This is a genomic window from Ruegeria sp. BG3, assembly GCF_056538485.1.
The window spans coordinates 77508-102908 of the sequence record NZ_JBQFTE010000014.1; the positions used below are offsets into that span (position 1 = coordinate 77508).

Genomic DNA, 25401 nt, shown 5'->3' on the forward strand with positions numbered 1-25401 from the left:
CCCTCTTCATCAAACCGCAATGCTCAGGTTGGATCATCGCCCGACTTTGGGTCTTTGTATCGGTTGAGGTCCAGAATACCCGCCTGAATTGGTTTGTCCCTCAGAAAACGGGCATGGATCTGATCGCTGATGGCCCAGAAATCTTCGCTGGTCCGGCGCACGCCGAAATCGGCGACCAGCTGCATCCAGTCTTCTTGAGTGGCAAGTGATTTCACAGCCTGAACAAAATCGGGCAATTGCGCCTCAGGCAGTTTGAAGAAGAAGTTTGGGTAGCTTCCGATCATCTCGGGCAGAATGGTCAGAACGTCTTTGTCAGGTTCTCGCCGGGCGGATTCGTCAAACAGGAAGGCTATGTTGGTATGGGCCTTGTCGTGGATCAGCGTAAAAACCTCGGCCTTCTCGTCGCTTGTCTCGACCACCAGCAAGGAAAGGTCGGGCAGGAACTTGACCCACGGCCCGGTCTGGCTGGCCAAGGCAGTCAGCGCATCCTGCGCGCAATTCGCGCCATCGCATCGGTTGATAGGATCGGAGAGCGGCCATAGCCCATTGCCGCGGGCCAGAAGCTGCAAAAGAAACTCCTGCTTCGGAGCGTTCGTTTCAAATGTGATCCCCGTGGGCATCGTGTCGTCGATGCGGCGGGTGTGCCAGAACGTGTGCAATCTGGCCAGAACGCCTCGGTACCAGTTTTCGTGCATACTCGGCCGCAGATTGCGTGGCATGAAGGTCAGGAAGCTGTCCTCACTCTCCATGCGCAATTCGTCCATGTAGATACGGGTCGCCAGTTGGTGTTCGACACGTCCGAACACATCATATCCGGCAACCAGATTATAGTAGATCCGTTCAAACACCGGATAGTCGATGACCCAGGCGGTTTCCGGGATATCGCCATGAAACCCAGTCAGGGCCGAGGCGTTGTCGAAGTGCCGAAATACGGTGATCAGGGCGTTCGGGTTAGTGCCCTCACCATCCCAGATCGCGTCATAGCCCCAACCGGTCTGATGCGCAGGGCTGTTGCGATAGCGGGTATCGCGGAACTCAAGGTACTGGGCCTGGTTCTGATGCGAGAACATGTGCAGGTCGCCCAAGCTTTGATCCACTTGCGAGACGGGTAGCTCAAGAAGCGCAGCGCCCTCGGCCAGAAAGCTTGGGTCGGTGATCGAGAGGTCGGCGTCGGGGTCAAGGAAACTGACCCAGAACCGGTCCTCGATGACGTCAACGGCAGTCTCTCCGTGACAGACAGGGCCTCGGATAAAGCTGCGGACAAAGAACAGCGCATCGTCCAAAAGGAATTGGTACCGGCTACGCGCGGGGATCGCCGCAAAGGTCGAGAACGGGTCTCCACCTTTGGCATCGCCATAGGAGGGCAGGTCGGTCAGTGCCCAGTTGGGTTGCAGGAACAACGCCTGAAACCGCACCATGCGATCAGGACTTAACGTGTAGACCAGATGTTCCTTGTGAACGATGGTCTCATCGACCTGTTGCAAACGGTAGAAGAAAGGGTAAGAGCCGGGATCATCAAACGGGCGGCGGGTGGCGATACTGTCGATCTTTTCTCCGTTGGGCGTTCTGGACCGGACGATTTGAAAGAACCGCCGTGGATCATCGCCTTCGAAATGCAGGCGGGCCAGAAACAGATGTTCGAACAGATATCGGTTCATCAATTGCGCACGCGGGTCGGGGGCGTTCAGGAAAGCTTCCCACGCGGCGACTTGCTCTTGGATATCGTCCGGCAATGGCATGACCGCCTCAGGCAAGGCTGCTCCGCTCTGCACCCAGTCTATCAACAGCGCATGCTCTGAGGCCGTCAGCGGAGCAGTCCCATAGGGCATTCCGGCCATTGGATGGCTTTCGCGGAAGGCGTCGAACTCCTGATCGGTTGGGCAGACCAAGGGGCGGTCAAGCGCCAGCCCCAACGTTTCTGGCAGCGGCGCGTTGGGAGGCAGAGGGTTCTCGGCCCCCAGTGCCAGATAGCTTTCCAGCAGGCTGGTCTCGCCTTGTGCCAGCGGAAGAACCGGATGGAACCCCAAATCCCGCCACCCCTCAACCGTTGAGGCATCCTGTCCCAAACGGGTCGGCTGGGCATCTTCCAGTCGCTGCGAATGGTAAACCGCCAGCTTACTGCCGCCGCGTAGCAGCCCCTCGGGCGAGGTCAACTTGACCTGACAGGGCGCATCGTAGCAGCCGTGGCAAACCACGCAGCGCTTGTCGAGAACTGGCTTAACCTGCGACCAGTCTGCCTGGGCGAATGCGGAAAGAGGGCTAAAACCGATCAAGCTTGCAATTAGCGTAACCCAAACTCTGCCTGACATCGTTGTCCTCCCGCCCATCGCGCGCCCAATCGTAATCATGGACCAAGCGTCTGGTTTGTCGAGTCCCCATCCCGCTTGCGCCCGCCGCGCAGTTGCGCTCTTGTGAGGCGACTGATTTTCAACCCCGACCGGAGCTTGCCTTGGACTGGCGCGATCACGGCATCTTACTGACCACGCGCCGCCACGGTGAAACGGCCGCGATCATCGAGGTCTTCACCGAGGCCCATGGCCGTCATGCGGGTGTGGTGCGTGGGGGAACCAGCCGCAAGATCGCGCCGATCCTGCAGCCAGGCGCGCAACTGGACGTGCTGTGGCGTGCGCGGCTTGAGGAACATATTGGCACTTTCCAGGTCGAACCTCTGCGCTCGCGCGCGGCAGCGGCGTTTTCCGGGCGTCTGGCGCTGGCGGGGCTTAACGCCGTGGTGTCGCTGTTGTCCTTTTGCCTGCCCGAGCGGGAACCGCATCCCGCCATCTATACCCAGACCGAGCAGTTGATGGATCTGCTGGGGCAAGATGAGATCTGGCCGTTGGCCTATCTGCGGTGGGAACTTGCGCTGCTTGAGGAGCTGGGCTTTGGCCTCGATCTGTCCTCCTGCGCTGTAACCGGCGCGACCGAGGGGCTGGTCTATGTCTCGCCCAAAACCGGTCGGGCCGTCAGTGTTGAGGGCGCCGGAGAGTGGGTCGACCGCCTGTTGCCCCTGCCGCCCTGTCTAAGGGGCGAAGGGACGGCCCCGGATTCTGAGATCGTGCAGGGGCTGAATACGACAGGGTATTTCATGGAACACCGCGTTGCGCCCGCGCTGGGCCATCATCCGCTGCCCGAGGCGCGGGCGCGGTTCATCGAGAGGCTTACTGGGCGGCTTTGAACACCATCTCGTGCCCGTCCTCATTGCGCAGAATAAGAACATCGCCCGAAACCTCGGATTGGGTCATCGCCAACAGGGCTGCGAAATACATGCCCTCGGCCTCAAGCGCGGCACAGGCGGCGCGGGTGGCGGCAAGGTCCTTGATCTCGAACCATGGATAGGGCGCGTTCAGCGTGCCATTGTAGCTATTGCAGGGGGCGTTGCCCGCGATTTTGCCCTCCTCGGGGAATTGCAGCAGGGCGCTGGCTTGAAAGGGCTGCCCGTCAATCTCTTGCAGCACCCAGGACCGGTCAGACGCGCCATAGGCCGCCACGGTTTCGTCGCGGTCGCATTGAAACAGCGCCATCAAGGGCAGAACGAGGGTCAGGCGTAGCATGGGCACAATCTAGCGCGACTTCGGTTTGTGCTGAACCGGATTCTCAGCTGCCCGCGCTGGCCGAGATCAGCTCTTCGCGTACTTCCAGCCTTGGCCGCCAATTGTAACGGTCGTCTTCCGAGATCTCGCCCCAGAAAAGGTCACCGCTCTGCCGCCAGGGGTCAAGGATCACGCCGTCCTTCAGGCTTTCCCCCCGCGCGCTGATCGCAGCCGAATGGTGGATGATGCGGAACGTGGTCGGAGGGGAGGTGGCCCAATGCACGTCCAACGTTTGAAAGTTCTCTTGCTGCAAGCGCCGGGTCATGGCCTGCGCCCAGTCATTGCATAGGCCGTAGTTGCGAAAGCCGTTGATGACCTTGGCGTTGTGAACGATCGGCGAATCCGTCACGTTCCAGTCGCGCTTCAATTGTTGTGAATAGCTGTACGAGATTTCCGCGGCGCGGCGGGCCTCGACCGGGTCGACATTAGGGCCAAGGTTGCGGATCTCAAGCGCCAGCCCATCGACATCCGCCCGTGTAACAGTCGAAGACGGAGCGCAAGCCCCAAGGGTCAGCATCACCAAGGCAGCAAACAGCGCGGTCAGGCGTATCACGTTCGTCTCTCCGTCCGGGTTTCCAGAGGTCGTGTAAGTGATCTGCGCTGGATCGGGAAGGGGGAAGTTGCAGTGAGAAGTGTCCAGAATTGGATCTGTTGGCGTTGTGGTATGCGTGGTTAGCGCCGCGCACAAAATGTGCAGTTCAAGAAAAAAACCCAGCGCGAACGCCGGGTTCAGTTGGGGAAATGAAGTTGCCGAATTTCGGTCAGCCCAGCAGGCGCCGTGCGATGACCTGTGCCTGAATTTCGGCAGCCCCTTCGAAAATGTTCAGGATACGCGCGTCGCACAGGACGCGGCTGATCTTGTATTCCAGCGCAAAGCCGTTGCCGCCGTGGATTTGCAAACCATTGTCGGCCGCGGCCCAGGCCACACGGGCCCCCAACAGCTTGGCCATGCCGGCCTCAAGATCGCAGCGCTGGCCGTGGTCTTTTTCCCAGGCCGAGAAATAGGTCAACTGCCGCGCGATCATGATCTCAACCGCCATCATCGCCAGCTTGCCGGAAACGCGCGGGAAGTTGATCAGCGATTTGCCAAACTGCTTGCGGTCCTGCGCATATTGCATCGCGATATCCAGCGCACTTTGCGCCACGCCGATGGCGCGGGCGGCGGTCTGGATGCGGGCGGACTCAAAAGTTTCCATCAACTGCTTGAAGCCTTTGCCTTCTTCGCCGCCCAGAAGGTTTTCACCCTTCACGTGGAAGCCGTCGAATCCCAGCTCGTACTCTTTCATGCCGCGATAGCCCAGCACCTCGATCTCACCACCGGTCATGCCGGGGGTGGGGAAGGGGGCCTCATCCGTGCCCGGTGTCTTTTCTGCCAGGAACATCGACAGGCCCCGGTGATCGGTGCTGTCAGGATTGGTACGTGCCAGCAGGGTCATCACATGGGTGCGGGCCGCGTGAGTGATCCACGTTTTGTTGCCAGTGATCTCATAGTCGCCATCGGCGTTCTTGACCGCGCGGGTGCGCAGGCTACCCAGATCCGAGCCGGTGTTGGGTTCGGTGAACACAGCGGTCGGCAGGATCTCGGCGCTGGCCAGCTTCGGCAGCCAGTTTGCTTTTTGCTCATCCGTACCGCCTGCGATGATCAACTCGGCCGCGATCTCGGAGCGTGTGCCCAGAGAACCGACGCCGATATAGCCACGCGATAACTCCTCGGACACCACGCACATCGAGGCTTTGGACAGGCCAAATCCACCGAATTCTTCGGGGATGGTCAGGCCGAAAACGCCCATCTCGGCCAGCTCTTCGATAACTTCGATCGGGATCAGTTCGTCCTTCAGGTGCCAGTCATGGGCGTGCGGTTCGATCTTTTCGACAGCATAGCGACGGAACTGGTCGCGGATCATCTCAAGCTCTTCGTCCAGACCCGACGCGCCGAACATGGTGGCTCCGGCCTGGTCTTCCATCAGGGATACAAGGCGCGAACGCGCAGCTTGCGTATTTGCCTGCGCCATCAGAGTCTGGATCTCAGAAGTCTGGAACCCGGACAGAGCGTCCCAGCCCAGCCCCAAATCCTGCAGGCGGACAACCTCGCCCTGGTTCATGGGGATACCACCAGCGACCTGATGCAGATACTCACCAAAGGCGATCTGGTGCAGCAGTTGCTCAATCTCGCCAAACTTGCCGTCCGCCTCAAGCGCTTCGGCCCAGCGTTGCATCTGCGCGAGGGACTGATGATAGGTCGCCAGCCATGCTAGCCCGTGGGCAGCTGTCTGGTTCGCCTCGATCAAAGCGCCCGAGACGCGACCGTCCGCCTCGACCATGGACCGCACCGAATCGCGTGCACGCTCAAATACAGCTTCGACCGCGGGTACGGCGGCTTTTGTCAGGGCCAGAAGGTCCGGCAAAATCGCAGCTGTCGTCATCTGGGTCATATCCTGTCCGTCATGGGCCATGAATCACGTCCTCTTTTGCGTCGTCTGGTCATATCATGCTGCACGTGCAGCGCAACAAAAATACTTATTACGCAGCGAAAAAGTTCAAATATTACCTTGGAATTTTTGCAGTGCAGAGAGCGCACAGGGTGATATCTAGACGGCATGACACTGTTTTCCACACTCTCTCCGACCGATCTTGCCCTGGCTGCTGCGATTGCGTGTCTAGCCGGATGGGTCAAAGGCATGGTCGGGTTTGCGATGCCGATGGTTCTCGTTTCGGGGCTGAGCATGTTCCTGTCGCCTGAGCTCGCGGTTGCCGGTCTGATCTTCTCGACCGTTGTGACCAATGGTGTTCAGGCGCTGCAGGAAGGGGGGCGGGCGGCTATTGCCTCGATCCGGCGGTTCCGGGTCTTTCTGAGCGTTGGTTTGATCTTTCTGCTGATCGGAGCGCAGTTGGTGACGCTGGTTCCAGCTTCGACCTTCCTGATGTTGATCGGCATTCCGGTGACAGCCTTTGCTTTGCTGCAGATCCTCGGGGTCACCTTTTCCCTCAAGGCGGCATCAGCGCGTTTCGAAGCGATCTTCGGAGCAATCGCCGGATTTGTCGGGGGGATGTCGGGCGTGTGGGGCCCTCCGACCGTGGCCTATCTGACGGCCTTGAACACCCCGAAGCAAGAGCAGTTGAGAGTGCAGGGCGTGATCTATGGGCTGGGCGCTGTGGCTTTGACAGTGGCCCATATCGGATCAGGGATACTGAACCGAGACACAGCACCGTTTTCGGCCGTTTTGGTCGTGCCCGCCCTTGCGGGGTTGTGGCTGGGGATGCGGTTGCAGGACCGCATTGATCAGGCCCTGTTTCGGAAAATAACCCTGTTGGTACTGTTGATTGCTGGGCTGAACCTCGTCCGCCGTGGTCTGTTCGGTTAGCGGATCACGCCCGCTTGTCCGCAAAGCGAAACGCGAAATAGAGGCCGAGCATCAGGAAGAAGAGGCCCGAGACGTCTCCGATCAGAAAGGCGATGTACTCAGCGGTCGCACTGCCGAAGGCTAAATTCGTCAGACCCGAGACCAGGAACGAAGTTACAACGCCGACGCCCATGATGCAGATCCAGCAGGGTTTTCGGTCGGCGCGCGGGAACAAATCCCAGCCGAGCCATTTGCAGAGATAGAAGACCGCGGGAACCGTTGTTACGGCGATTGCCATCGCCATAAGACGGCTGGGCAAGAACACATCGCTGCCACCGAGTGCTGCGAAAACGATGAAAACACCGGGAAGGAGGGCAAAGATCGCCCTCCAGCCCAATAGCCACGCGGACAAAACGCGCACGCCATGCGGCAGAAACAGCAGACTTGCCCGACTTGGATATTCGGGAAAGAACAAGTTCTGCAAAGGCATCAGGACCTCGAAAGTGAGGAAGGATGCGATCACATAGGCCAAAGAGGCAAAAAATGTTTCCGAGGCCCACTTGCGCACGTCGATCAGCCGTTGATCTGCCGGGGCGCGGCGTCACCGTGGTGCATGTACGATATACCGTCCGCGATTGGCTGTGCCGCTTTGCGACAGATAACCCTTTTCGACCAGCGACTTCAGCGCGCGGAAAAAGGTGGGCCGCGAAACGCTCTGGACCAGAGTGTGTTCGATCAAGCCGAATGTCCGGACTTCCTGATCGGCCTTCGATAGCTCTTCGGCCGCGTAATAAATGTCGCGCTCGACCGGAGAAAGCTGTTCAAGGCCTAGTGTGCGCTCCATGCTTTGCATAAGCTTGCGAAGTTCGGTGAGTTTCGAGATTTCGGTCATATCTTACCTGTCTTTGTCGTGCCAACTCAGCCAAAGCCGAAACCTGGAAATACGTCCAAACACCGTGGTGTTTGGTTGGTTTCATATTGACACTTTACCCCATCTACTTAGACTAGCGTCGTGATTAGGTTGCCCAATTCGCCGGTGTGAGTGTCCGCGCATGAGCTGCCCAAAGGTTATTTTAAGATTCGGCCCGGTGCAAAAGCTCCGGGCCAATTTAATGTAGCGACTGTAGCGTATCGGAAACTTCGGAACAACGCATTTGTATATGCTGTTTCCGCGCGGTAACCGGAAGGTGAACGCTCAGGCAAAGAAAAGGGCGCCGAAGCGCCCTTGATTCAGGTCAGCCGATGGCAACAGCCTTGATGTCTTCGTCGATGAACGGAATGTACTGTTCAAAGTTCTCCGCAAACATCTGCACCAGCTTCTCTGCCTGCTTGTCGAACGCAACCTGATCATCCCAAGTGCGGCGCGGATCCAGCAAAACCTCAGGCACTCCGGGAACCGAGACAGGCACGTCGAAGCCGAAATTGGCGTCCTTGCGGTACTCGGCATCGGCCAGCGAACCGTCCAGTGCGGCGGTCAGCAGAGCGCGGGTCGCCTTGATCGGCATCCGGCTTCCAATCCCGTAGGCGCCACCGGTCCAGCCGGTGTTGACCAGCCAGCAGGTTGCGCCGTGCTGGGCGATCTTGTCACGCAGCAGGTTGCCATAGGCCTCAGGGCGGCGCGGCATGAAAGGCGCGCCAAAGCAGGTCGAGAAGGTCGGCTGCGGTTCGGTCACGCCACGTTCGGTACCTGCTACCTTAGAGGTGAAGCCGGACAGGAAGTGATACATGGCCTGCGCCGGTGTCAGCCGCGCGATCGGAGGCAGAACGCCGAACGCATCACAGGTTAGCATGATGATGTTCTTGGGATGACCGCCCAGAGCGCTGCTGGACGCGTTCGAGATATACTCGAGCGGGTAGGCACAGCGCATGTTTGCAGTCAGCGAGTCATCATCGAAATCAAGTTCCTTGGTTTCGGGATCGAAGACCATGTTCTCGATTACTGTTCCGAATTTCGAGGTTGTCGCGTAGATCTCGGGCTCAGCCTCGGCGTTCAGGTTGATGGTCTTGGCATAGCAGCCGCCTTCAAAGTTGAACGTACCACGATCCGACCAGCCATGTTCGTCGTCACCGATCAGAATGCGTGCTGGATCGGCGGACAAGGTGGTCTTGCCGGTGCCCGACAGGCCGAAGAAGACAGCGGTGTCGACCGGGTTCCCAACGGCGTGGTTGGCCGAGCAGTGCATCGGCATCACGCCTTTTTCCGGCAGCATGTAGTTCAGCAGCGTAAAGACGGATTTCTTGTTCTCGCCCGCGTATTCGGTGCCGCCGATCAGGATCAGCTTTCGGTCGAAGTTCAGTGCAATCACCGTCTCGCTACGGCAGTTGTGCTTGGTGGGATCCGCTTGGAAGCTGGGGCAGTTGATGATGGTGAAGTCAGCCGTGAAATCATCCAGATCTTCGCGATCCGGGCGGCGCAGCAGATGGCGGATGAACAGGTTGTGCCAGGCCAGCTCGGTGACCATGCGCACGTTGATCGAGTAGGTCGGATCGGCCCCGCCAACGAGGTCCTGCACAAAATAGTCGCGGCCTTTCATATGGGCCAGCATGTCTTCGTACAGTGCGTCAAAGCCTTCGGGGCTCATGGCGGCGTTGTTTTCCCACCAGATGCTGTCGGCGACGCTGTCGGTTTTGACGACGTGTTTGTCCTTGGGCGAACGGCCAGTGAACTTGCCGGTGGTGACCAGAAAGGCCCCGCCATTGCCAAGAGTGCCTTCGCCGCGCTTCAGCGCTTCTTCGATCAGCGCCGGTTCCATGAAGTTATAATAGACATTGCCCAGACCCTCGATGCCCTGATCTTCGAGGCGGAATTGCGGGTTAACCCGTCCAGATGTCATGTGTGTCTTCTCCTGTGGCGGCGCGGAGGCAGTTCGGCCCGGTGCGCTCTTGGGGCAATCATGCCGGACGACTCCGGCGGACAGGCGTCCTCTTATCATGGTCGTTTGGGGCATGAACAGGAGGCTTTGACGCAGTTAGCGCAACCAAGTTCAGGTTTAGCGCCATCACAAATTTCCTGTCGGAAAACCGGGCAGCATTTTGCGGTCGGCAAGGCATTTTTGCCGCAGAACTGCCGCAAGAAAGGCTTGATTCGTGGTTACGGATTGATTCGGCGCCTTAAAACCGCCAACAATATCCTACAAAAAAGCGTATTATTGCGTATGTGAGCAGGAATAGGGGTGACCCCAATGTCAAAGATTGCACTGGTGGATGACGATAGAAACATTCTGACGTCGGTATCCATGACGCTCGAAGCCGAGGGTTTCGAGGTTGAAACGTATAATGACGGTCAGGCTGCGCTGGATGCTTTCAACAAAAAGCTGCCCGATATGGCTGTTCTGGATATCAAGATGCCGCGGATGGACGGGATGGATCTGTTGCAGCGGCTGCGCCAAAAAACCCAGATGCCGGTTATCTTTCTGACCTCCAAGGATGACGAGATCGACGAAGTTCTGGGTCTGCGCATGGGCGCGGACGACTATGTGAAGAAGCCGTTTTCGCAGCGCCTTCTGGTAGAACGTATTCGCGCCTTGCTGCGTCGTCAGGAAGCCACCGAGGGCGATAGCGCTGCGGTTAGCACAGGTGATGCGAAGGTCATGGAACGTGGTGAGTTGCGGATGGACCCGCTGCGCCATGCGGTGACCTGGAAGGGCAATGATGTCTCGTTGACCGTGACCGAGTTTCTGCTTCTGCAGGCCCTGGCGCAACGCCCTGGCTTCGTCAAAAGCCGCGACCAGCTAATGGATGTGGCCTATGACGATCAGGTCTATGTCGACGATCGCACCATCGACAGCCACATCAAACGTCTTCGCAAGAAGATGCGCGCCGCTGATCCTGAGTTCTCGGCCATCGAGACGCTCTATGGCATCGGCTACCGCTACAACGAAGAATAGGCACGCGCCCCGTTTGAAGGTATTGTGGTCCCGTGCGTGACACTGACCAATCTGACGAGCTGCACGACGGTGATGTCGTCATCGGGGATGACTGGGTTATCCCACAAGACCCCGAGTCTGCCGAACTGCGAGAGAAGCGGTCGCGGAGGAACCTGTTTTCTCTGCGCGGCTCGCCTTTGGCGCGCAAGATCGTCACCTTCAACCTGATCGCCTTGGTCATTCTGGTAACAGGACTGTTGTATCTGGACGACTCCCGGAAAGAACAGGTTCAGCAAACCGCGCGCAACCTCATGGGCGATGCGCAGCTGGTCAGCAACGTGTTTGAGGCTCAGATCCGTCAAAACGCAGCTGCGGGCGCGCAGAATCCGCGGGTGCTGGATGTAGGAGACACGCTGGCTGGGCTAAGCTTGCCAGAAGGTGGCGAGGTCTTTGTTTACGACGCCAGCGGCACGTTGATCGGCTGGACGCGGGGTGCCTCCGTTGCCGTGGATCTATCGACCATCCTGCAGTCAGAGGCGGACATCCAAACCGGAAGCACGGTTATCAGTGACGCTTTGAATGCGGTCTGGACCGGGGTGTCCCGGGTGTTCAACTGGTCAACGACTGACGAGGCCCCAACACTGGCCCAACGGGTGCAATCCATCATCCCCGATACGCTTGGCGGGAGAACGCAGGTGCAGGCCGTTCAGGACGAGATGGAAGAGACCGTGATCGTTGCCGCCTCTCCCATCGTGTTCAACGATGCGCCGATTGGAGCAGTAGCGATAACCGGCCCAGCGGGTGAGATCGACGCGCTGGCGCGGCGCGAGCAGGAGCGGATCCTGCAAATGTTTGTTGTCGCTCTGCTGGTCTCGGTTGGTCTCAGCCTTGTTCTCGCGTCGACCATTGCCAATCCGCTGGCCGATCTGGCCGCCGCGGCCGAGATGGGCAAGGACCGGGGTACAGGCGTTAATCCGGGCCGCATCCGCATCCCGGATCTGAGCGCCCGCCCTGATGAGATTGGTCGTCTTAGCTTGGCGCTGCGGGGCATGGTCACGGCGCTTTACAACCGGATTGACGCGAATGAACAATTCGCAGCGGACGTGGCGCATGAGATCAAGAACCCGCTGGCCAGCCTCCAATCCGCTGTGGGAACGCTGCGGATGGTCAAGCGCGACGATCAGCGTGAAAAGCTTATGGGCGTCATCGAACATGACGTGCGGCGTTTGGACCGCCTGGTCAGCGATATCTCGAACGCCTCGCGGCTGGATGCGGAGCTTGTAAAAGAGGCTGAGCAGCCCTTTGACCTGCTGAAATTGTTGGACAATCTGGGTCAGTTTCTGGGCGAAGATGCTAAGTCCAAGGGCATCGAATACGCCACTGACCTGCCCGCCGACCCGATCGTGATCAATGGGCTTGAGGCGCGCTTGGCCCAGGTTTTCGTCAATCTGATCACCAATGCGATCTCCTTCTGCGAGGAGGGCGATGCGATCCGCGTTTGGGTACGTCAACGAGACCACCGTGTGCTTGTCGTTGTCGAAGACACAGGCCCCGGCATACCAGAACAGGCTCTGACCAAGGTCTTCAAACGCTTCTACTCTGAACGGCCCGAGGAGCATTTTGGCAACAACTCCGGCCTCGGGTTGGCGATCTCGAAACAGATTGTTGAGGCGCATGGCGGCGTGATCTGGGCCGAGAATATCCGACCGACCGAAGCCGATGTCACCTCGGAGCCGCTGGGCGCGCGTTTCGTCGTGGGGCTTCCTGTCTAGGACATGAGCAGTCAGACGCTTTCAGACATTTCGGATAAAGACAGGGCCTGTATTCACGCGACCTGTGTCGCCGTTCAGGGGCGGGGGCTGCTGATCATTGGAGCTTCGGGGTCGGGCAAATCCTCACTCGCCCTTCGCATGATGGCCTTTGGGGCCGATCTGGTTGCCGACGACCGGGTCGATCTGCGCCGGGACGAGGGCGCGGTGATTGCCGACGCACCACAGCGGATTGCGGGCTTGATCGAGGCGCGTGGCATCGGGCTGTTGCGCACCGCCCCTTGCGGCCCGGTGGCTTTGGACTATGTGCTCGACATGGATCAAACGCAGCCTGCCCGCCTGCCAGAACCTGTTACTTTGCAGCTGCTGGGGCACTATGTACCCTTGTTGTTTGGCGCTGGCGTGCCCAATTTGGCCGAAGCACTGATGCAACTGCTTAAAATGGGGCGCGTAGACCCGGAATGGACCAGCACATGACAGCGCAACGGCGGATCGTTCTAGTGACTGGGCCGTCCGGGGCAGGACGATCGACAGCCATTCACGTGCTTGAGGATCTGGGGTTTGAGGCAATAGACAATCTGCCTATGGGCCTGCTGACGCGCCTGCTTGAAGGGGCAACAGATGATCGGCCCATGGCTTTGGGTATTGATGCGCGCAACCGAGATTTCTCGACCATCGGCTTCATCGAACTGGCCGCCAAGCTTGGCCGCATGGAACAGGTGGAACTGACCGTCCTCTATTTGGATTGCAGTGATGAGGTTCTTCTACGCCGTTTTTCGGAAACCCGTAGGCGTCATCCTGTAGCAAAGGACGCGGGCCCTGAAACCGGCGTGCGCCAAGAAAAAGAGCTGCTGGCCCCAATTCGCGAAATCGCCGATACCCTGATCGACACCAGCGCCCTGAATGTTCACCAACTGCGTGAAGAGGTCGAACACTGGTTCGCCCCACAAGGTGGCCGCCATCTTGCGGTCTCGATCGAGTCCTTCTCGTATAAGCGCGGCCTGCCGCGCGGCCTCGATATGGTGTTCGATTGCCGTTTTCTGGCCAATCCCTATTGGCGGCCCGAATTGCGTGCCGCGGACGGTCGAAACGCTGACGTGGCGCGCTACGTCCAGTCCGATAAGAACTACGCTCCGTTCTTTGATCGGGTGGTCGGAATGCTGGACCTTCTGTTGCCTGCCTTTCGCGCCGAGGGCAAAGCGCACCTGTCGGTTGCTTTCGGGTGTACCGGCGGCCAGCACAGATCTGTCGCTTTGGCCGAGGCGGTTGCGAAAGCCCTTGCAGACAGGGGGCAGCAGGTGGCAATTAGGCACCGCGAGATGGAACGACGCGCATTGAATGTGAGGCCGGATTGATCGGGATAGTGATCGTAGCGCATGGAGGGTTGGCCAAAGAGTATCTGGCCGCCATGCAGCATGTTGTCGGGCCGCAGCCCGGCCTGGTCGCGATTGCGATCGAAGCCGATCATGACCGCGATGAAAAGCAGGCCGAAATCTGCCGTGCCGCAAACGACGTTGATATGGGCGGCGGTGTGGTGATCGTGACGGACTTGTTCGGTGGCAGCCCGTCGAACCTCAGCCTCCGGGCCTGTGCGCCGCAGGATCGGCGCATTTTGTATGGCGCGAACCTTCCCATGCTGATCAAATTGGCCAAAAGCCGCCACCTGCCCGTAGCCGATGCCGTGCGTCACGCGATGGAGGCTGGACGCAAGTACATCAATGCGCAAAATGTGACATTGGATTAGGACCGGACGTATTGAAATGACCAATCGAAGCTTGAAAATCATCAACGAAAAGGGCCTGCACGCCCGCGCCTCGGCCAAGCTGGTTGAGGTAGTAGAAGGTTTCGATGCCAGTGCCGAAGTCTCCAAGGACGGACTTTCTGCATCAGGCGACAGTATCATGGGCCTTTTGATGTTGGCAGCCTCGCGCGGAACCACTATTGACGTCGAGACCTCCGGGCCGGATGCTGAGGCATTGGCAGAAGCCTTGGAAACGCTTGTGAACGACAAGTTCGGCGAGGGGTTCTAAAGCCACCCCGCCGGGACAGGAAGAACGGGAAGACCAAGAATTGGCGGAAACAACGCACGACACCAAGACAGGCCCCGTGGTCAACGGGACCGAAGATCAGGGCGAGGTCTACGACCGTAGAACCCTGACCTATGCCAATTCGTTCGACGATGCCTGGACCGCGACGGCAATCCGCGCCATCGAATGGTGTACTGGCAAGCTGACCATTCTTCGGATGGTCAATAAATTCGAAAAGAAAAACGAGCAGTATCGTGGCCAGCGGTTCTGGGGTGGGGCGCTCAAGACGATGGGGATCACCCTCACCACACCCGAGGAACAGATCGCACGTATTCCCAAAACCGGCCCCGTTGTCGTTGTCGCCAACCATCCTCATGGCATGGTGGACGGCATGATTTTCGCTGAACTGATTGGACGTGTTCGTAGCGACTACCGTATTCTGACCCGCTCGGTTCTGACTGGCCTGGATGAGGCCGCGACCTCGTTTATGATCCCCGTTCCCTTCCCGCATGATCCTGAAGCGCAAACCAAAATGCTGGAAATGCGGACCAAGGCGATGGACCACCTGAAAGAGGGTGGCGTGGTCGCCCTGTTCCCCTCTGGTGTGGTGATGTCCTCGGATGATTGGTTCGGGCCGGCGATTGAACGCGAATGGAACGTCTTCACCGCCAAAATGATACGCCGTTCAGGCGCGGCCGTGGTGCCGATCTACTTCCCCGGCCGCAACTCGCGCGCCTATCAGATCGCCAACAAACTCTCGCCGATCCTACGGCAGGGCCTGTTGCTGCATGAGATCGTCCGCTCTTGCAACAAGCCCCAATCCCCGGTGATCGGAGAGCCGATCTCGGATGAAGACATGCAACTGCTTGAACGCGACCCGCGCGGTTTCATGGCGTGGCTGCGAAACCACACGATGTCTTTGGGCGGCATAGCAAAGCGCTGATCCGCTCCTTTATCTGGCTAAAATATCCCGGGGGTGAGACCGGATGAAATCCGGGCGAGGGGGCTGGCCCCCTCTTAGCGCGTCGGAACCGGCACGTCGCCGCGATAGTCGTAGAATCCACGCTGGGTCTTACGCCCCAGCCAACCGGCCTCGACATATTTCGTCAGCAGCGGGCAGGGGCGATACTTGGTATCCGCCAGCCCATCATGCAACACGTTCATGATCGCCAGACAGGTGTCGAGCCCGATGAAATCGGCCAGTTCCAGTGGCCCCATAGGATGATTGGCGCCCAGCTTCATCGACTGGTCGATGGATTGAACACTCCCCACACCTTCATAGAGCGTATAGACCGCCTCGTTGATCATCGGCATCAGGATACGGTTCACGATAAAGGCCGGGAAATCCTCGGCGCTGGCGGCGGTTTTGCCCAGTTTGTCGACAACGGCCTTACAGGCGTTATAGGTCTCTTCGTCGGTGGCTATCCCTCGGATCAGCTCGACCAGTTGCATGACGGGCACCGGGTTCATGAAGTGGAACCCCATGAACCGCTCTGGTCGGTCGGTCCGGCTGGCCAATCGCGTGATCGAGATCGAGGATGTGTTCGATGTCAGGATCGTATGCGGCAGCAAATGCGGTTGCAGATCCTCAAAGATCGCCTGCTTGATCGCCTCACGCTCGGTCGCGGCCTCGATCACCAGATCGGTCTGGCCCAGACGCGGCAATTCCAGCGTGGTGGTGATCCGCCCCAAAGCGGCTTGCACAGCCTCGTCCGAGATTTTCCCGCGTGAGGCCTGACGCGCCAGATTGCCTTCGATCGTCTTTACGGCATTGTCCAGGGCGTCCTTGTTGACGTCATTGACCAACACGTCATAGCCGGCCAAGGCTAGAACATGCGCGATCCCGTTGCCCATCTGGCCTGCGCCAATCACTCCGACCGATTTGATTTCCATGCTCTGGTGCCTCTGCTCTCAGCTCGCCGCGACATTACCGGCAGTTTGGGGCGGGCGGCAAGAGGCATCCGAGGTCTGTGGACCGGTCAAATTTGCCTCAAATCCGCGCATTAGCAATTTCGCAAGACTTGCGACGGCAAGATGGCAACCGGGTGAAAAATTGGGTGAGTGATATGAGCTATCATCAAACGTGCGCAGCCGTGCTCGAAGACAGCGTCTGTCAGTATGGGGCGTCAAAACTGCGATTCCGGGGGCCGTTGCGCGCGTTGGACGGGTCCTATCTGGCGTGTATCGGAGGGGACGAGACATTCGGTCGCTTCGTCGAACGCCCCTACGTCGCGATTCTCGAAGGTCTGCTGGACCGCAAATGCATCAACTTCGGCAGTCTTCTTTGTGGGGTTGAGGCGCTGTGCGGCGATTCCACCTTGGTTGAGCTGGCGAATGAGTCCGAACTTTGCGTGCTGCAATTGCCAGGGGCGCTGGGGCAATCGAATCGCTTCTACCGCGTGCATCCGCGCCGCAACGACCGGTTTTTATCTCCGACACCGGACCTGCTGACGCTCTACCCAGAGGTGGATTTCACGGACGTCCATTTCGTGCGTCACTTGCTGGGACTGTTGCATTCCTATTCGGACGCACGCTTCGAAATCGTCACCCACGAACTTCGCAAAAAGTGGGTCGAGGCGCTTGGCGCTTTTCTACAGGCGATCCGGCCTCCGGTCGTTTTGCTGAACCTGCAGGTCGATGGCGAGATCGCCCATGAGGTTGCAGGGCCGCTGGGCTGTGAGCCGGTCTTTGTGGATACCGAGATGTTGGACGCACTGAGGCCCTACAGTGCGGATGTCGTTTCGATGTCAGTCCGGATCTCCGGCGAATCGGATGAGTTGGAGGATATGCTGTTCGGGACCCTTCAGCAGCCTATGGCCGAACATATGGTCGGCCCGGCGACCCATCGTCGGATCGCGGAAACTCTCTCCCGCTCGATCCGGGATTTGCATTGAAAAAGGCCCGCCATTGGAGCGGGCCTTGCAATGGTTTTCCAAGCAACCGCTTGGTTCGATCAGCCGAGTTTCTCGGTCAGTTCGGGTACGGCCTGGAACAGGTCGGCAACCAGACCGAAGTCAGCAACCTGGAAGATCGGTGCTTCTTCGTCTTTGTTGATCGCAACGATAACCTTCGAGTCCTTCATACCCGCCAAGTGCTGGATCGCGCCCGAGATGCCAACAGCGACATACAGGTCCGGTGCAACAACCTTACCGGTCTGACCCACCTGCCAATCGTTCGGGGCATAGCCCGAGTCCACGGCGGCACGCGACGCGCCAACAGCGGCGCCCAGCTTGTCAGCCAGAGTCTCGATCAATTTGAAGTCTTCTTCCGAGCCGACACCACGGCCGCCCGAAACAACAACACCAGCCGAGGTCAACTCGGGACGGTCGCTCTCGGCAACCTTGTCCTCAAGCCAGGACGACAGGCCGGGGTTTTCGCCAACCGAGATGGTCTCAACCGCAGCCGCACCGCCTTCGCCTGCCGCATCAAAGGAAGCGGTGCGGAAGGTGACGACTTTCTTGGCGTCGTTCGACTTGACGGTCTGGATCGCGTTGCCCGCGTAGATCGGACGCTCGAAGGTCGAGCCGTCAACCACACCGGACGCATCCGAGATCACCATTACGTCCAGCAGCGCAGCAACGCGCGGCATGACGTTCTTGGCGTCGGTGGTGGCAGGGGCAACGATGTGCTCATAGCCATCGGCCAGACCTACGATCAGTGCTGCGGTCGATTCCGCCAGGCGGTGGCCCAGCGACTCGTCTTCCGCAACCAGAACCTTGGACACGCCGTCGATCTTGGCAGCAGCCTCACCGGCAGCAGCGGCAGAACCACCTGCGGCCAGAACGGTCACATCACCCAGCGCTTTCGCGGCGGATACGGCCTTGGCGGTGGCGTCCATCGACAGTTCGCCATTGTTGACTTCGGCAAGCAGAAGTACAGCCATTACACAGCCCCCGCTTCTTTGAGTTTCGAGACCAGCTCATCAACCGAGCCGACGACGATACCAGCGGCACGCGCCGGCGGCTCATCGGTTTTGACGATTTCCAGACGCGGAGTGACGTCGACGCCGTAATCGGCAGCGGTTTTCTCATCCAGCGGCTTTTTCTTCGCCTTCATGATGTTCGGCAGCGAAGCATAGCGCGGCTCGTTCAGGCGCAGGTCAACGGTCACGATGGTCGGCATCTTGACGTTGATGGTCTGCAGACCGCCGTCAACCTCACGGGTGATCTTGGCAGTGTCGCCTTCGATGTCCAGCTCGGAGGCGAAGGTGCCCTGGCTCCAACCCAGCAGGGCCGACAGCATCTGGCCGGTGGCGTTCATGTCGTTGTCGATCGCCTGCTTGCCCGCCAGAACGATGCCCGGCTGCTCTTCCTCGACCACTTTGGCCAGGATTTTCGCAACGGCCAGAGGCTCAATATCCGTGTGGACGTCATCCGCAGCAATAACCAAGATCGCGCGGTCGGCACCCATGGCCAGAGCAGTCCGCAGCGTCTCCTGCGCCTGCTTCACGCCGATCGAAACAGCAACGACTTCGTCAGCCTTGCCTGCTTCTTTCAGGCGGATCGCCTCTTCAACTGCAATCTCGTCGAACGGGTTCATCGACATTTTTACATTGGCGAGATCAACACCGCTGCCATCCGCCTTAACACGGACCTTAACGTTGTAGTCAATCACGCGCTTGACAGGCACAAGTACCTTCATTTTTGCGTTCGCTCCTTACAAAAACGGCAAGCCGCGTTGCGACTCCACCAATGCTCTCGCGGGACTAGATAGCGCCTCAATCTCATCGACAACAGAGCAAAATCGTCACGTCATGGGCTTGAGACGTCGCGTTTTGTGTTTTTTGACGAATAGGGAGCAGAGTTTTTTGACGGTTAGCCGTCGATGTTGGGGTCGGGGAGATTTGGTCGTCGGTGGCCAATCCGTCGAGCTGAACCAAGAATACTGATTGTTTTGGTCAGCAGGGCGCCGAGTTGACGACACGTTGCGCCAACCTTTTAGGCCTGGGCTCCGCCCTTCCGGTCGCCGGGACGTCCCGCCGCTTTCAGCGGTTCGCGCCCGGAACCCACAAGACATCATCCTTGCCGCTGTTGTTGGCGCAGCGGGCGGCGACGAAGAACCAATCACTCAGACGGTTCAGATATTTGACCGCGACCTCGTTGACAGGCTCCATATTGGTAAGCTCAACAGCCAGACGCTCAGCCCGGCGTGAGACGGTGCGGCAGACATGCAGATGCGCCGCCAAAGGCGAGCCACCGGGCAGGATGAAGCTGCGCAGTGGTTCAAGATCGGCATTCATCGCGTCGATTTCAGCCTCGAGCCGGTCGATCTGGGCAGGCGCGATGCGCAACGGCGGGTAGTCGGCCTCGGCGTCTTTTTCCATGTCGGGGCGGCAGAAATCAGCCCCCAGATCGAACAGGTCATTCTGTATGCGGGCCAAGGCGGCGTCGGTTTCACCCTCGGCTTCGGTCCGGGCGACGCCGACAAAGGCGTTCAGCTCATCAACCGTTCCATATGCGGCCACGCGGCCCGAGTATTTCGCAACCCGTTCGCCATTGCCCAAAGCGGTTTTTCCGTCATCGCCTGTGCGCGTGTAGATCTTGTTCAGAACGACCATCTTCAAACTCCTTGTCCGCGCAGGAAGACGTAAAGCACAATCAGCAATACGGCAATGAATTGAAAGAGGATGCGCAGGCGCATCATCTTGTTGCTCTTCTTGGCGGCATCCATGCCGCTTTTTCCGAAATTTGCGATTCCAAGGGTCAGCACGACGACAACCGCCGCCATCGCCAAGAGCAAAACGACCATCAAAGGGTCCATCGTCAGTCACCGTCCGCTTATTCTTTGTGTGCGCCTGATCTAGCGCCTGCAGTGCCAAAAGCGAACGGGAAATATTGCCTCAGATGTCTGACAGAATGCGGTCGATGGCTTTTGTTGGCAGAATTCGCCGCAAATAGCCTGCGATATAGGTCGGAGTCGTCACATAGTAGCGTGCCTTTGGCCGTTTCGCTTCGACCGCATGTGCCAGCTTGTTGGTGACCGCCGAGGCAGGCAGTTCGAACGCGTCTGGGCCAGAGCCTTCGTAGAGCCGTTTCAGCAAATATGCCTCATACCTGTCACGCAAGACCGAGTTCTCCCAATCCACGAACCGCTCGAACACCGGGATCGCCTTTTCGCGGATTTTTGACGTGATCGGACCGGGTTCGATCAGGATGACCTTGACGCCGCTGCCGCGCAGTTCCAGGCGCATCGTGTCGGTCAGACCTTCGATCGCATATTTGGTGGCGACATAGGCGCCGCGCCAGGGGAATGCGACCAGCCCCAGAACTGAGGAGTTCTGGACAATGCGCCCATGACCCTGTTCGCGCATGACGGGAATGACCTGCCGCGTCAGCTCGTGCCAGCCGAAGACATTCGATTCGAAGATGAACCGCAAACCGTCGGTCGGCACATCTTCGACCGCGCCGGGCAGCCCGTGCGCCCCATTGTTGAACAATGCGTCCAAGGTGCCTCCGTTGGCCTCAAGAACCTCGGCCAGTCCGGCGGTGATGCTGTCTGTGTCCTGATAGTCGATTCGCGGGCTTTCAAATCCCTGCGCACGCAGCCTGTCGCAATCACGCTGCTGGCGGCACGAGGCAAAGACGCGCCAGCCGCGTGCACGCATACCGTGTGCTGCATCCAGACCGATGCCAGACGAGCAGCCGGTAATAAGAATTGATTTCTGCATGATGGCCCCGAACCTCAACGTCCTCAACACCTAGGCTGCGAGAGGAAACAGGGCAATGACGCCCGGACGTCAGTTCGTGGTTTTGCGGACCAGTGATGCCGAAATCCATCCGACCTGTTGCCCGGGAAACACGCGTGTGCGCAGCCAGCCGGTGCCGGAATCACTCAGAACCTCAACCCGCTGCCCGATCGTGGCCTTGCCGATAATGGGATAGATCGTGCCCGGACCATCGCGCATGTTCACGCGGGTGCCAGAGATTTCGCGGATGTCCTTTTCCGGCTCCGCGACAGGTGCCACAGCAGGTTCCGCGTCGGTTGTGACTTGCTGCATCGCCGTCACGCCGCCTTCCAGCGAGGCCAACGTCAGCGTCACATCCTGATCTTCGAACAGGGACGGATTCGCCTGCAGTCCGGCTGCAACCTGAGACAGAAGCGCCTTGGTTTCTTCCTCGCCCAGAACAGGTTCGGGTTCTGCAATAAACTCAATAACGGGGATGGGTTGAACTGCGGCGCGGGTCACCAATTCCTCAACCGGAGCGGCTGCCGGAGGCGTCGCCTTCGGTGCAGGTTCGAACGTGGCAGCCATGCGCTGCGGATTGTCACTGCGCAGGCCGCGCGGCTCAAAGTCGGGGCCTCCGCTCATGACGTAGAAGGCCCAGCCAAGGGCGGCAAAAGTAACAAGAATCAGGCGCGTCATGACGCTTCCCCCCGAAGAAATCGTAAATACAAGAATTGGCAGCAGTTTAATTCATGAGAGCATAGCATATTTCGAGGTGGGAGTCGAAAAATGGGGGAAATCCGGGGGTTGCCTCCCCCTGTTGCAAAAAGCGCGACTTGTCCCCAGTAAAAAAAGTCTTGGTTGCTTTACCAAGCCGCGCTTGCGTCGTATCACATCATATATGAACGATACGATCGACGACCCCAACATGGAGGCCCCTGACAATGGGGGCGAGGTAGCCGAACCGCTACGCCGCGCAATTGGTGAGCGCTATCTGACCTATGCGCTGTCCACCATCATGCACCGGGCGCTGCCGGATGCGCGTGATGGTTTGAAACCGGTTCACAGGCGAATCCTCTATGCGATGAGGGAATTGCGACTCAGTGCAACCGGAGGTTTCCGGAAGTCCGCGAAGATCTCGGGCGATGTGATGGGTAACTATCACCCGCATGGTGACGCCGCGATCTACGACGCGATGGCGCGTCTGGCGCAGGACTTCAACGTCCGCTACCCGCTGGTCGACGGGCAGGGGAATTTCGGCAATATCGACGGCGATAACCCCGCGGCTTCGCGATACACCGAAGCGCGGATGACCATCGTGGCCGAGGCGCTGCTTGAAGGTTTGAACGAAGACGCCGTTGATTTCCGCGACAATTATGATGGGACGCTGACCGAGCCGGTCGTTCTGCCCGCGCAGTTTCCGAACCTGTTGGCCAACGGAGCCAGCGGGATTGCCGTAGGCATGGCGACAAATATCCCGCCGCATAATATCTCGGAACTCTGCGACGCTTGTCTGCATCTGATCAAAACGCCGGATGCGCGCGACGACACGTTGCTGAACTATGTTCCCGGTCCGGATTTCCCGACCGGCGGCGTCATCGTTGAGCCGCCCGAGAATATCGCGCAAGCCTATCGCACCGGGCGCGGGTCCTTCCGGCTGCGGTGCAAGTTCGAAGTCGAAGATCTGGGCCGCGGCCAATGGCAGATCGTCGTCACCGAGATCCCGTATCAGGTTCAGAAATCCAAGCTGATCGAGAAGATCGCCGAGCTGATCCAGACCAAGAAAATCCCGATCCTCGCCGATGTACGGGACGAATCCGCAGACGACATCCGTCTTATCCTTGAGCCGCGTTCCAAGAACGTGGACCCTGAGGTGCTGATGGGCATGCTCTATCGCAACTCGGACCTTGAGGTGCGGTTCAGCCTGAACATGAACGTGCTGATCGACGGGGTGACGCCCAAGGTCTGTTCGATGAAGGAAGTGCTGCGCGCCTTTCTTGATCACCGGCAAGAGGTGCTGATCCGCCGCTCGCGTCACCGCATGGCCAAGATCGACCACCGGTTGGAAGTGTTGGAGGGCTTTATCGTCGCCTTCCTCAACCTCGACCGTGTGATCGACATCATCCGCTACGACGACGACCCTAAAGCGGCGCTGATGCGCGAGGATTGGGGGATTGATCACGTCCGCGCCACGGACGAATCCGACTACATCACGCCCAAACCGGGTGAGGGTGAGTTGTCTGAAGTTCAGGTCGACGCGATTCTCAATATGCGCCTGCGCAGTCTGCGCCGTCTGGAAGAGATGGAACTGGTCCGCGAACGCGACGAGTTGATGCTGGAGCGCGCCAATCTCGAAGACCTACTGGCCGATCCCGCTCTGCAATGGGCCAAGATCGCCGAGCAGTTGAAAGAGACCAAGAAGACCTTCGGCAAAGACTACGAAGGCGGCGCGCGCCGTACCCGGTTCGCCGAGGCCGGACAGGTCGAGGAAGTGCCGCTTGAGGCGATGATCGACAAGGAGCCGATCACAGTGGTCTGCTCTCAGATGGGCTGGATTCGGGCCATGACCGGTCACATCGACCTCAAGCGTGAATTAAAGTTCAAAGATGGTGACGGCCCCCGTTTCATCTTCCATGCGGAAACCACGGATCGGTTGCTGGTGTTCGCGTCGAACGGGCGGTTCTATACGGTCAGCGCCGCGAACCTGCCCGGCGGGCGGGGCATGGGTGAGCCGCTCCGCCTGATGGTGGATCTGCCGAACGAGGCGCAGATCATCGACATCCTGATCCACAAGCCGGGGCGCAAGCTGCTGGTGGCCTCCGACGCAGGCAACGGCTTTATGGTGCCTGAAGATGACGTTCTGGCCCAGACCCGCAATGGGAAACAGGTGCTGAACGTCAAGGGCGACGAGACGGCGATGATCTGTAAACCGGTCGCGGGCGATCACGTCGCAGTAGTCTCGCAGAATGGTAAGTTCCTGGTTTTCCCGACCGAAGAGCTGCCCGAGATGACCCGAGGCAAAGGCGTGCGCTTGCAGAAATACAATATGGCGCGCGGCCGGCAGGGTACGTTGGAGTTGGATGGCGGCCTGTCCGACATCACCACCTTTAACTGGGAAGAGGGCCTGAGATGGTCCATGGGCGGCGACAAAACCCGGCACGAAACGGATATGTCCCAATGGCTGGCCAAGCGCGCCAGCGTTGGGAAAAAGCCCCCTTATGGTTTCCCGCGGGACTATAAATTCTCGTGATCTGACGAGGGTTTCGGGCGAATTCCGCCGATACGGCTTGGCACAGGCCGTATCGGTGCGCTAGATCAAAGAAAAACAGGCCTATCGAGACGAGATCATGCTGCGCATTTTGACCCTGATTACTGGACTTGCCCTGATGAGCGCCTGCGCGCAGACGCAAGTATATGAGGAACCTGAATCGTTGGGGGAATTCAAGCTACGCGTAAACTACGCCTTCGCTGAGAAAGCCCGCCAAGGACCGGTCTCGCGCGATGCGACACCAAAAGAATGGGAAAACGCCATTCAGAACGCGGTTGATATCCGTCTCGGCCGCTATGAAGGCGCTCAGGAATACGACATCGGTATCAGCCTCGAAGGCTATATGCTGGCGCCTCCGGGCATTCCCGTCATCTACAATCCCAAAAGCACGGCGATTGTTCTGGTTAATGTCTACGATGTGAAGAAGAAAGAATTCCTCGCCAAGGGTAAGCAATTCCAAGTTCTGGAAGACACGACCGGAGAGAGCGCTCTGACAGGATCGGGCAATACTCGCACAAAAGAAGAGCAGATGAGTGGCCTTGCCCTGAAAGTTGCCGACCGAGTCGAAGAGTGGCTGGCCGAAGAACACAAGGACAATGGTTGGTTTGATCGGCGTCCCGACCTGATCCAGCCGCTGGAAACGAGTGAGCTCACGCAAAATCCGGCGTGATCGGCGCATTTCCCTCAGGATGTGCTTGATTTTCCCCTTTGAACCAAATATCTCGCGCGCGCAGATGTAACCACGGGACCAAGGGTCCCCCAAATCGCAAAAGGGCGCCTGAGGAATGGCAAAGGAAAAGTTTGAGCGTACAAAACCGCACGTCAACATCGGCACGATTGGGCACGTTGACCATGGTAAGACGACGCTGACCGCAG

At 58.8% G+C, this 25401-nt stretch carries 28 protein-coding genes; 14 read left to right on the plus strand and 14 right to left on the minus strand.

Features of this window, described 5'->3' with window-relative positions:
- Positions 1 to 23: 23 nt before the first annotated feature.
- Complete coding sequence (locus tag ACR0AI_RS20525; protein WP_480676805.1) at positions 24 to 2309, minus strand: fatty acid cis/trans isomerase; 2286 nt, start codon at positions 2307 to 2309, stop codon at positions 24 to 26.
- A 140-nt stretch (positions 2310 to 2449) separates the two neighbouring features.
- On the opposite strand from ACR0AI_RS20525, the gene recO reads away from it, so the two are divergent.
- Complete coding sequence (gene recO, locus ACR0AI_RS20530) at positions 2450 to 3175, plus strand: DNA repair protein RecO (RefSeq protein WP_480676807.1); 726 nt, start codon at positions 2450 to 2452, stop codon at positions 3173 to 3175.
- Here recO and ACR0AI_RS20535 read toward each other — a convergent pair.
- The 3 genes from ACR0AI_RS20535 to ACR0AI_RS20545 form a co-directional block, all read right to left on the minus strand.
- Positions 3159 to 3551 carry an META domain-containing protein gene (locus ACR0AI_RS20535; RefSeq protein WP_480676809.1) on the minus strand — a complete coding sequence of 131 codons (393 nt, stop codon included), beginning with the start codon at positions 3549 to 3551 and terminating at the stop codon, positions 3159 to 3161. The genes recO and ACR0AI_RS20535 overlap by 17 nt on opposite strands.
- 43 nt (positions 3552 to 3594) lie before the next feature.
- A complete protein-coding gene (locus tag ACR0AI_RS20540) occupies positions 3595 to 4143 on the minus strand; it encodes a hypothetical protein (RefSeq protein ID WP_480676811.1) in 549 nt (182 codons plus the stop codon).
- Between the two features lie 208 nt (positions 4144 to 4351).
- On the minus strand, positions 4352 to 6043 hold the full coding sequence (locus tag ACR0AI_RS20545) for an acyl-CoA dehydrogenase family protein (RefSeq protein ID WP_480676813.1): 1692 nt from the start codon (positions 6041 to 6043) through the stop codon (positions 4352 to 4354).
- Between the two features lie 144 nt (positions 6044 to 6187).
- Here ACR0AI_RS20545 and ACR0AI_RS20550 point away from each other — a divergent pair, with 144 nt between their 5' ends.
- A complete protein-coding gene (locus ACR0AI_RS20550) occupies positions 6188 to 6952 on the plus strand; it encodes a sulfite exporter TauE/SafE family protein (protein ID WP_480676815.1) in 765 nt (254 codons plus the stop codon).
- Between the two features lie 4 nt (positions 6953 to 6956).
- On the opposite strand, the gene ACR0AI_RS20555 is transcribed toward ACR0AI_RS20550, so the two are convergent.
- From ACR0AI_RS20555 to ACR0AI_RS20565, 3 genes are all read right to left on the minus strand, one after another.
- Positions 6957 to 7421, minus strand: coding sequence for a hypothetical protein (locus tag ACR0AI_RS20555; protein WP_480565700.1), 465 nt, complete (start codon positions 7419 to 7421; stop codon positions 6957 to 6959).
- Positions 7422 to 7532: 111 nt separating this feature from the next.
- Complete coding sequence (locus ACR0AI_RS20560; protein WP_170380432.1) at positions 7533 to 7823, minus strand: hypothetical protein; 291 nt, start codon at positions 7821 to 7823, stop codon at positions 7533 to 7535.
- Between the two features lie 343 nt (positions 7824 to 8166).
- On the minus strand, positions 8167 to 9765 hold the full coding sequence (locus ACR0AI_RS20565; RefSeq protein ID WP_480676817.1) for a phosphoenolpyruvate carboxykinase: 1599 nt from the start codon (positions 9763 to 9765) through the stop codon (positions 8167 to 8169).
- A 60-nt stretch (positions 9766 to 9825) separates the two neighbouring features.
- On the opposite strand from ACR0AI_RS20565, the gene ACR0AI_RS20570 reads away from it, so the two are divergent.
- From ACR0AI_RS20570 to ACR0AI_RS20605, 8 genes are read left to right on the plus strand one after another with little or no spacing between them, the layout of a single operon-like run.
- Complete coding sequence (locus ACR0AI_RS20570; RefSeq protein WP_480676819.1) at positions 9826 to 10092, plus strand: hypothetical protein; 267 nt, start codon at positions 9826 to 9828, stop codon at positions 10090 to 10092.
- 21 nt (positions 10093 to 10113) lie between these two features.
- Positions 10114 to 10818: a response regulator transcription factor gene (locus ACR0AI_RS20575; RefSeq protein WP_170380430.1), complete on the plus strand. Its 705-nt coding sequence runs from the start codon at positions 10114 to 10116 to the stop codon at positions 10816 to 10818.
- Between the two features lie 32 nt (positions 10819 to 10850).
- A complete protein-coding gene (locus ACR0AI_RS20580; protein WP_480676821.1) occupies positions 10851 to 12569 on the plus strand; it encodes a sensor histidine kinase in 1719 nt (572 codons plus the stop codon).
- Positions 12570 to 12572: 3 nt separating this feature from the next.
- On the plus strand, positions 12573 to 13043 hold the full coding sequence (locus tag ACR0AI_RS20585) for an HPr kinase/phosphorylase (RefSeq protein WP_480676823.1): 471 nt from the start codon (positions 12573 to 12575) through the stop codon (positions 13041 to 13043).
- On the plus strand, positions 13040 to 13921 hold the full coding sequence (gene rapZ / locus ACR0AI_RS20590) for an RNase adapter RapZ (RefSeq protein WP_480701456.1): 882 nt from the start codon (positions 13040 to 13042) through the stop codon (positions 13919 to 13921). The genes ACR0AI_RS20585 and rapZ overlap by 4 nt, the downstream gene beginning before the upstream one ends.
- Positions 13918 to 14310, plus strand: a complete 393-nt coding sequence (locus ACR0AI_RS20595) for a PTS sugar transporter subunit IIA (RefSeq protein WP_170474049.1) — start codon at positions 13918 to 13920, stop codon at positions 14308 to 14310. Before rapZ ends, ACR0AI_RS20595 begins: the two co-directional genes overlap by 4 nt.
- A 16-nt stretch (positions 14311 to 14326) precedes the next feature.
- The gene (locus ACR0AI_RS20600; protein ID WP_170380425.1) at positions 14327 to 14596 is read left to right on the plus strand and encodes an HPr family phosphocarrier protein; all 270 of its coding nucleotides are present in this window, start codon (positions 14327 to 14329) and stop codon (positions 14594 to 14596) included.
- A 40-nt stretch (positions 14597 to 14636) separates the two neighbouring features.
- Complete coding sequence (locus ACR0AI_RS20605; protein WP_480676827.1) at positions 14637 to 15536, plus strand: lysophospholipid acyltransferase family protein; 900 nt, start codon at positions 14637 to 14639, stop codon at positions 15534 to 15536.
- Between the two features lie 74 nt (positions 15537 to 15610).
- Here ACR0AI_RS20605 and ACR0AI_RS20610 read toward each other — a convergent pair whose 3' ends face one another.
- Positions 15611 to 16486, minus strand: coding sequence for a 3-hydroxybutyryl-CoA dehydrogenase (locus tag ACR0AI_RS20610; protein ID WP_480565689.1), 876 nt, complete (start codon positions 16484 to 16486; stop codon positions 15611 to 15613).
- Between the two features lie 173 nt (positions 16487 to 16659).
- On the opposite strand from ACR0AI_RS20610, the gene ACR0AI_RS20615 reads away from it, so the two are divergent.
- Positions 16660 to 17487, plus strand: a complete 828-nt coding sequence (locus ACR0AI_RS20615; protein WP_480676829.1) for a DUF6473 family protein — start codon at positions 16660 to 16662, stop codon at positions 17485 to 17487.
- Positions 17488 to 17546: 59 nt separating this feature from the next.
- On the opposite strand, the gene ACR0AI_RS20620 is transcribed toward ACR0AI_RS20615, so the two are convergent.
- The 6 genes from ACR0AI_RS20620 to ACR0AI_RS20645 form a co-directional block, all read right to left on the minus strand.
- Positions 17547 to 18476, minus strand: a complete 930-nt coding sequence (locus ACR0AI_RS20620; RefSeq protein ID WP_480676831.1) for an electron transfer flavoprotein subunit alpha/FixB family protein — start codon at positions 18474 to 18476, stop codon at positions 17547 to 17549.
- Positions 18476 to 19234: an electron transfer flavoprotein subunit beta/FixA family protein gene (locus tag ACR0AI_RS20625; protein WP_170556409.1), complete on the minus strand. Its 759-nt coding sequence runs from the start codon at positions 19232 to 19234 to the stop codon at positions 18476 to 18478. Before ACR0AI_RS20625 ends, ACR0AI_RS20620 begins: the two co-directional genes overlap by 1 nt.
- Positions 19235 to 19577: 343 nt before the next feature.
- A complete protein-coding gene (locus tag ACR0AI_RS20630; protein ID WP_480542327.1) occupies positions 19578 to 20150 on the minus strand; it encodes a cob(I)yrinic acid a,c-diamide adenosyltransferase in 573 nt (190 codons plus the stop codon).
- Positions 20151 to 20152: 2 nt separating this feature from the next.
- Entirely contained in the window at positions 20153 to 20353 is a 201-nt protein-coding gene (locus tag ACR0AI_RS20635) for a twin transmembrane helix small protein (RefSeq protein ID WP_170380419.1), read from the minus strand.
- A 79-nt stretch (positions 20354 to 20432) separates the two neighbouring features.
- Complete coding sequence (locus tag ACR0AI_RS20640; RefSeq protein WP_480676833.1) at positions 20433 to 21260, minus strand: SDR family NAD(P)-dependent oxidoreductase; 828 nt, start codon at positions 21258 to 21260, stop codon at positions 20433 to 20435.
- Positions 21261 to 21329: 69 nt separating this feature from the next.
- Positions 21330 to 21956, minus strand: coding sequence for an SH3 domain-containing protein (locus ACR0AI_RS20645; RefSeq protein ID WP_480555471.1), 627 nt, complete (start codon positions 21954 to 21956; stop codon positions 21330 to 21332).
- 202 nt (positions 21957 to 22158) lie between these two features.
- On the opposite strand from ACR0AI_RS20645, the gene parC reads away from it, so the two are divergent.
- The 3 genes from parC to ACR0AI_RS20660 form a co-directional block, all read left to right on the plus strand.
- Positions 22159 to 24507 carry a DNA topoisomerase IV subunit A gene (gene parC / locus ACR0AI_RS20650; protein ID WP_480676836.1) on the plus strand — a complete coding sequence of 783 codons (2349 nt, stop codon included), beginning with the start codon at positions 22159 to 22161 and terminating at the stop codon, positions 24505 to 24507.
- Positions 24508 to 24604: 97 nt separating this feature from the next.
- Positions 24605 to 25195, plus strand: coding sequence for a hypothetical protein (locus ACR0AI_RS20655; RefSeq protein WP_170692758.1), 591 nt, complete (start codon positions 24605 to 24607; stop codon positions 25193 to 25195).
- Between the two features lie 115 nt (positions 25196 to 25310).
- Positions 25311 to 25401, plus strand: a 91-nt coding sequence (locus ACR0AI_RS20660; protein WP_215675807.1) for a GTP-binding protein, incomplete at its 3' end; no start/stop codon positions are given.

What these genes read in the sequence shown, in the direction of transcription:
- ACR0AI_RS20655 (WP_170692758.1), top strand. Translation starts at nt 24,605, where the DNA reads ATGCTGCGCATTTTGACCCTGATTACTGGACTTGCCCTGATGAGCGCC.
- ACR0AI_RS20555 (WP_480565700.1), bottom strand. Translation starts at nt 7,421, where the DNA reads ATGCCTTTGCAGAACTTGTTCTTTCCCGAATATCCAAGTCGGGCAAGT.
- ACR0AI_RS20525 (WP_480676805.1), bottom strand. Translation starts at nt 2,309, where the DNA reads ATGTCAGGCAGAGTTTGGGTTACGCTAATTGCAAGCTTGATCGGTTTT.
- ACR0AI_RS20645 (WP_480555471.1), bottom strand. Translation starts at nt 21,956, where the DNA reads ATGACGCGCCTGATTCTTGTTACTTTTGCCGCCCTTGGCTGGGCCTTC.
- ACR0AI_RS20620 (WP_480676831.1), bottom strand. Translation starts at nt 18,476, where the DNA reads ATGGCTGTACTTCTGCTTGCCGAAGTCAACAATGGCGAACTGTCGATG.
- ACR0AI_RS20545 (WP_480676813.1), bottom strand. Translation starts at nt 6,043, where the DNA reads ATGGCCCATGACGGACAGGATATGACCCAGATGACGACAGCTGCGATT.
- ACR0AI_RS20600 (WP_170380425.1), top strand. Translation starts at nt 14,327, where the DNA reads ATGACCAATCGAAGCTTGAAAATCATCAACGAAAAGGGCCTGCACGCC.
- parC (WP_480676836.1), top strand. Translation starts at nt 22,159, where the DNA reads ATGAACGATACGATCGACGACCCCAACATGGAGGCCCCTGACAATGGG.
- rapZ (WP_480701456.1), top strand. Translation starts at nt 13,040, where the DNA reads ATGACAGCGCAACGGCGGATCGTTCTAGTGACTGGGCCGTCCGGGGCA.
- ACR0AI_RS20535 (WP_480676809.1), bottom strand. Translation starts at nt 3,551, where the DNA reads ATGCTACGCCTGACCCTCGTTCTGCCCTTGATGGCGCTGTTTCAATGC.
- ACR0AI_RS20565 (WP_480676817.1), bottom strand. Translation starts at nt 9,765, where the DNA reads ATGACATCTGGACGGGTTAACCCGCAATTCCGCCTCGAAGATCAGGGC.
- ACR0AI_RS20550 (WP_480676815.1), top strand. Translation starts at nt 6,188, where the DNA reads ATGACACTGTTTTCCACACTCTCTCCGACCGATCTTGCCCTGGCTGCT.
- ACR0AI_RS20615 (WP_480676829.1), top strand. Translation starts at nt 16,660, where the DNA reads ATGAGCTATCATCAAACGTGCGCAGCCGTGCTCGAAGACAGCGTCTGT.
- ACR0AI_RS20560 (WP_170380432.1), bottom strand. Translation starts at nt 7,823, where the DNA reads ATGACCGAAATCTCGAAACTCACCGAACTTCGCAAGCTTATGCAAAGC.
- ACR0AI_RS20625 (WP_170556409.1), bottom strand. Translation starts at nt 19,234, where the DNA reads ATGAAGGTACTTGTGCCTGTCAAGCGCGTGATTGACTACAACGTTAAG.
- ACR0AI_RS20630 (WP_480542327.1), bottom strand. Translation starts at nt 20,150, where the DNA reads ATGGTCGTTCTGAACAAGATCTACACGCGCACAGGCGATGACGGAAAA.
- ACR0AI_RS20640 (WP_480676833.1), bottom strand. Translation starts at nt 21,260, where the DNA reads ATGCAGAAATCAATTCTTATTACCGGCTGCTCGTCTGGCATCGGTCTG.
- ACR0AI_RS20585 (WP_480676823.1), top strand. Translation starts at nt 12,573, where the DNA reads ATGAGCAGTCAGACGCTTTCAGACATTTCGGATAAAGACAGGGCCTGT.
- ACR0AI_RS20635 (WP_170380419.1), bottom strand. Translation starts at nt 20,353, where the DNA reads ATGGACCCTTTGATGGTCGTTTTGCTCTTGGCGATGGCGGCGGTTGTC.
- ACR0AI_RS20610 (WP_480565689.1), bottom strand. Translation starts at nt 16,486, where the DNA reads ATGGAAATCAAATCGGTCGGAGTGATTGGCGCAGGCCAGATGGGCAAC.
- ACR0AI_RS20575 (WP_170380430.1), top strand. Translation starts at nt 10,114, where the DNA reads ATGTCAAAGATTGCACTGGTGGATGACGATAGAAACATTCTGACGTCG.
- ACR0AI_RS20570 (WP_480676819.1), top strand. Translation starts at nt 9,826, where the DNA reads ATGCCGGACGACTCCGGCGGACAGGCGTCCTCTTATCATGGTCGTTTG.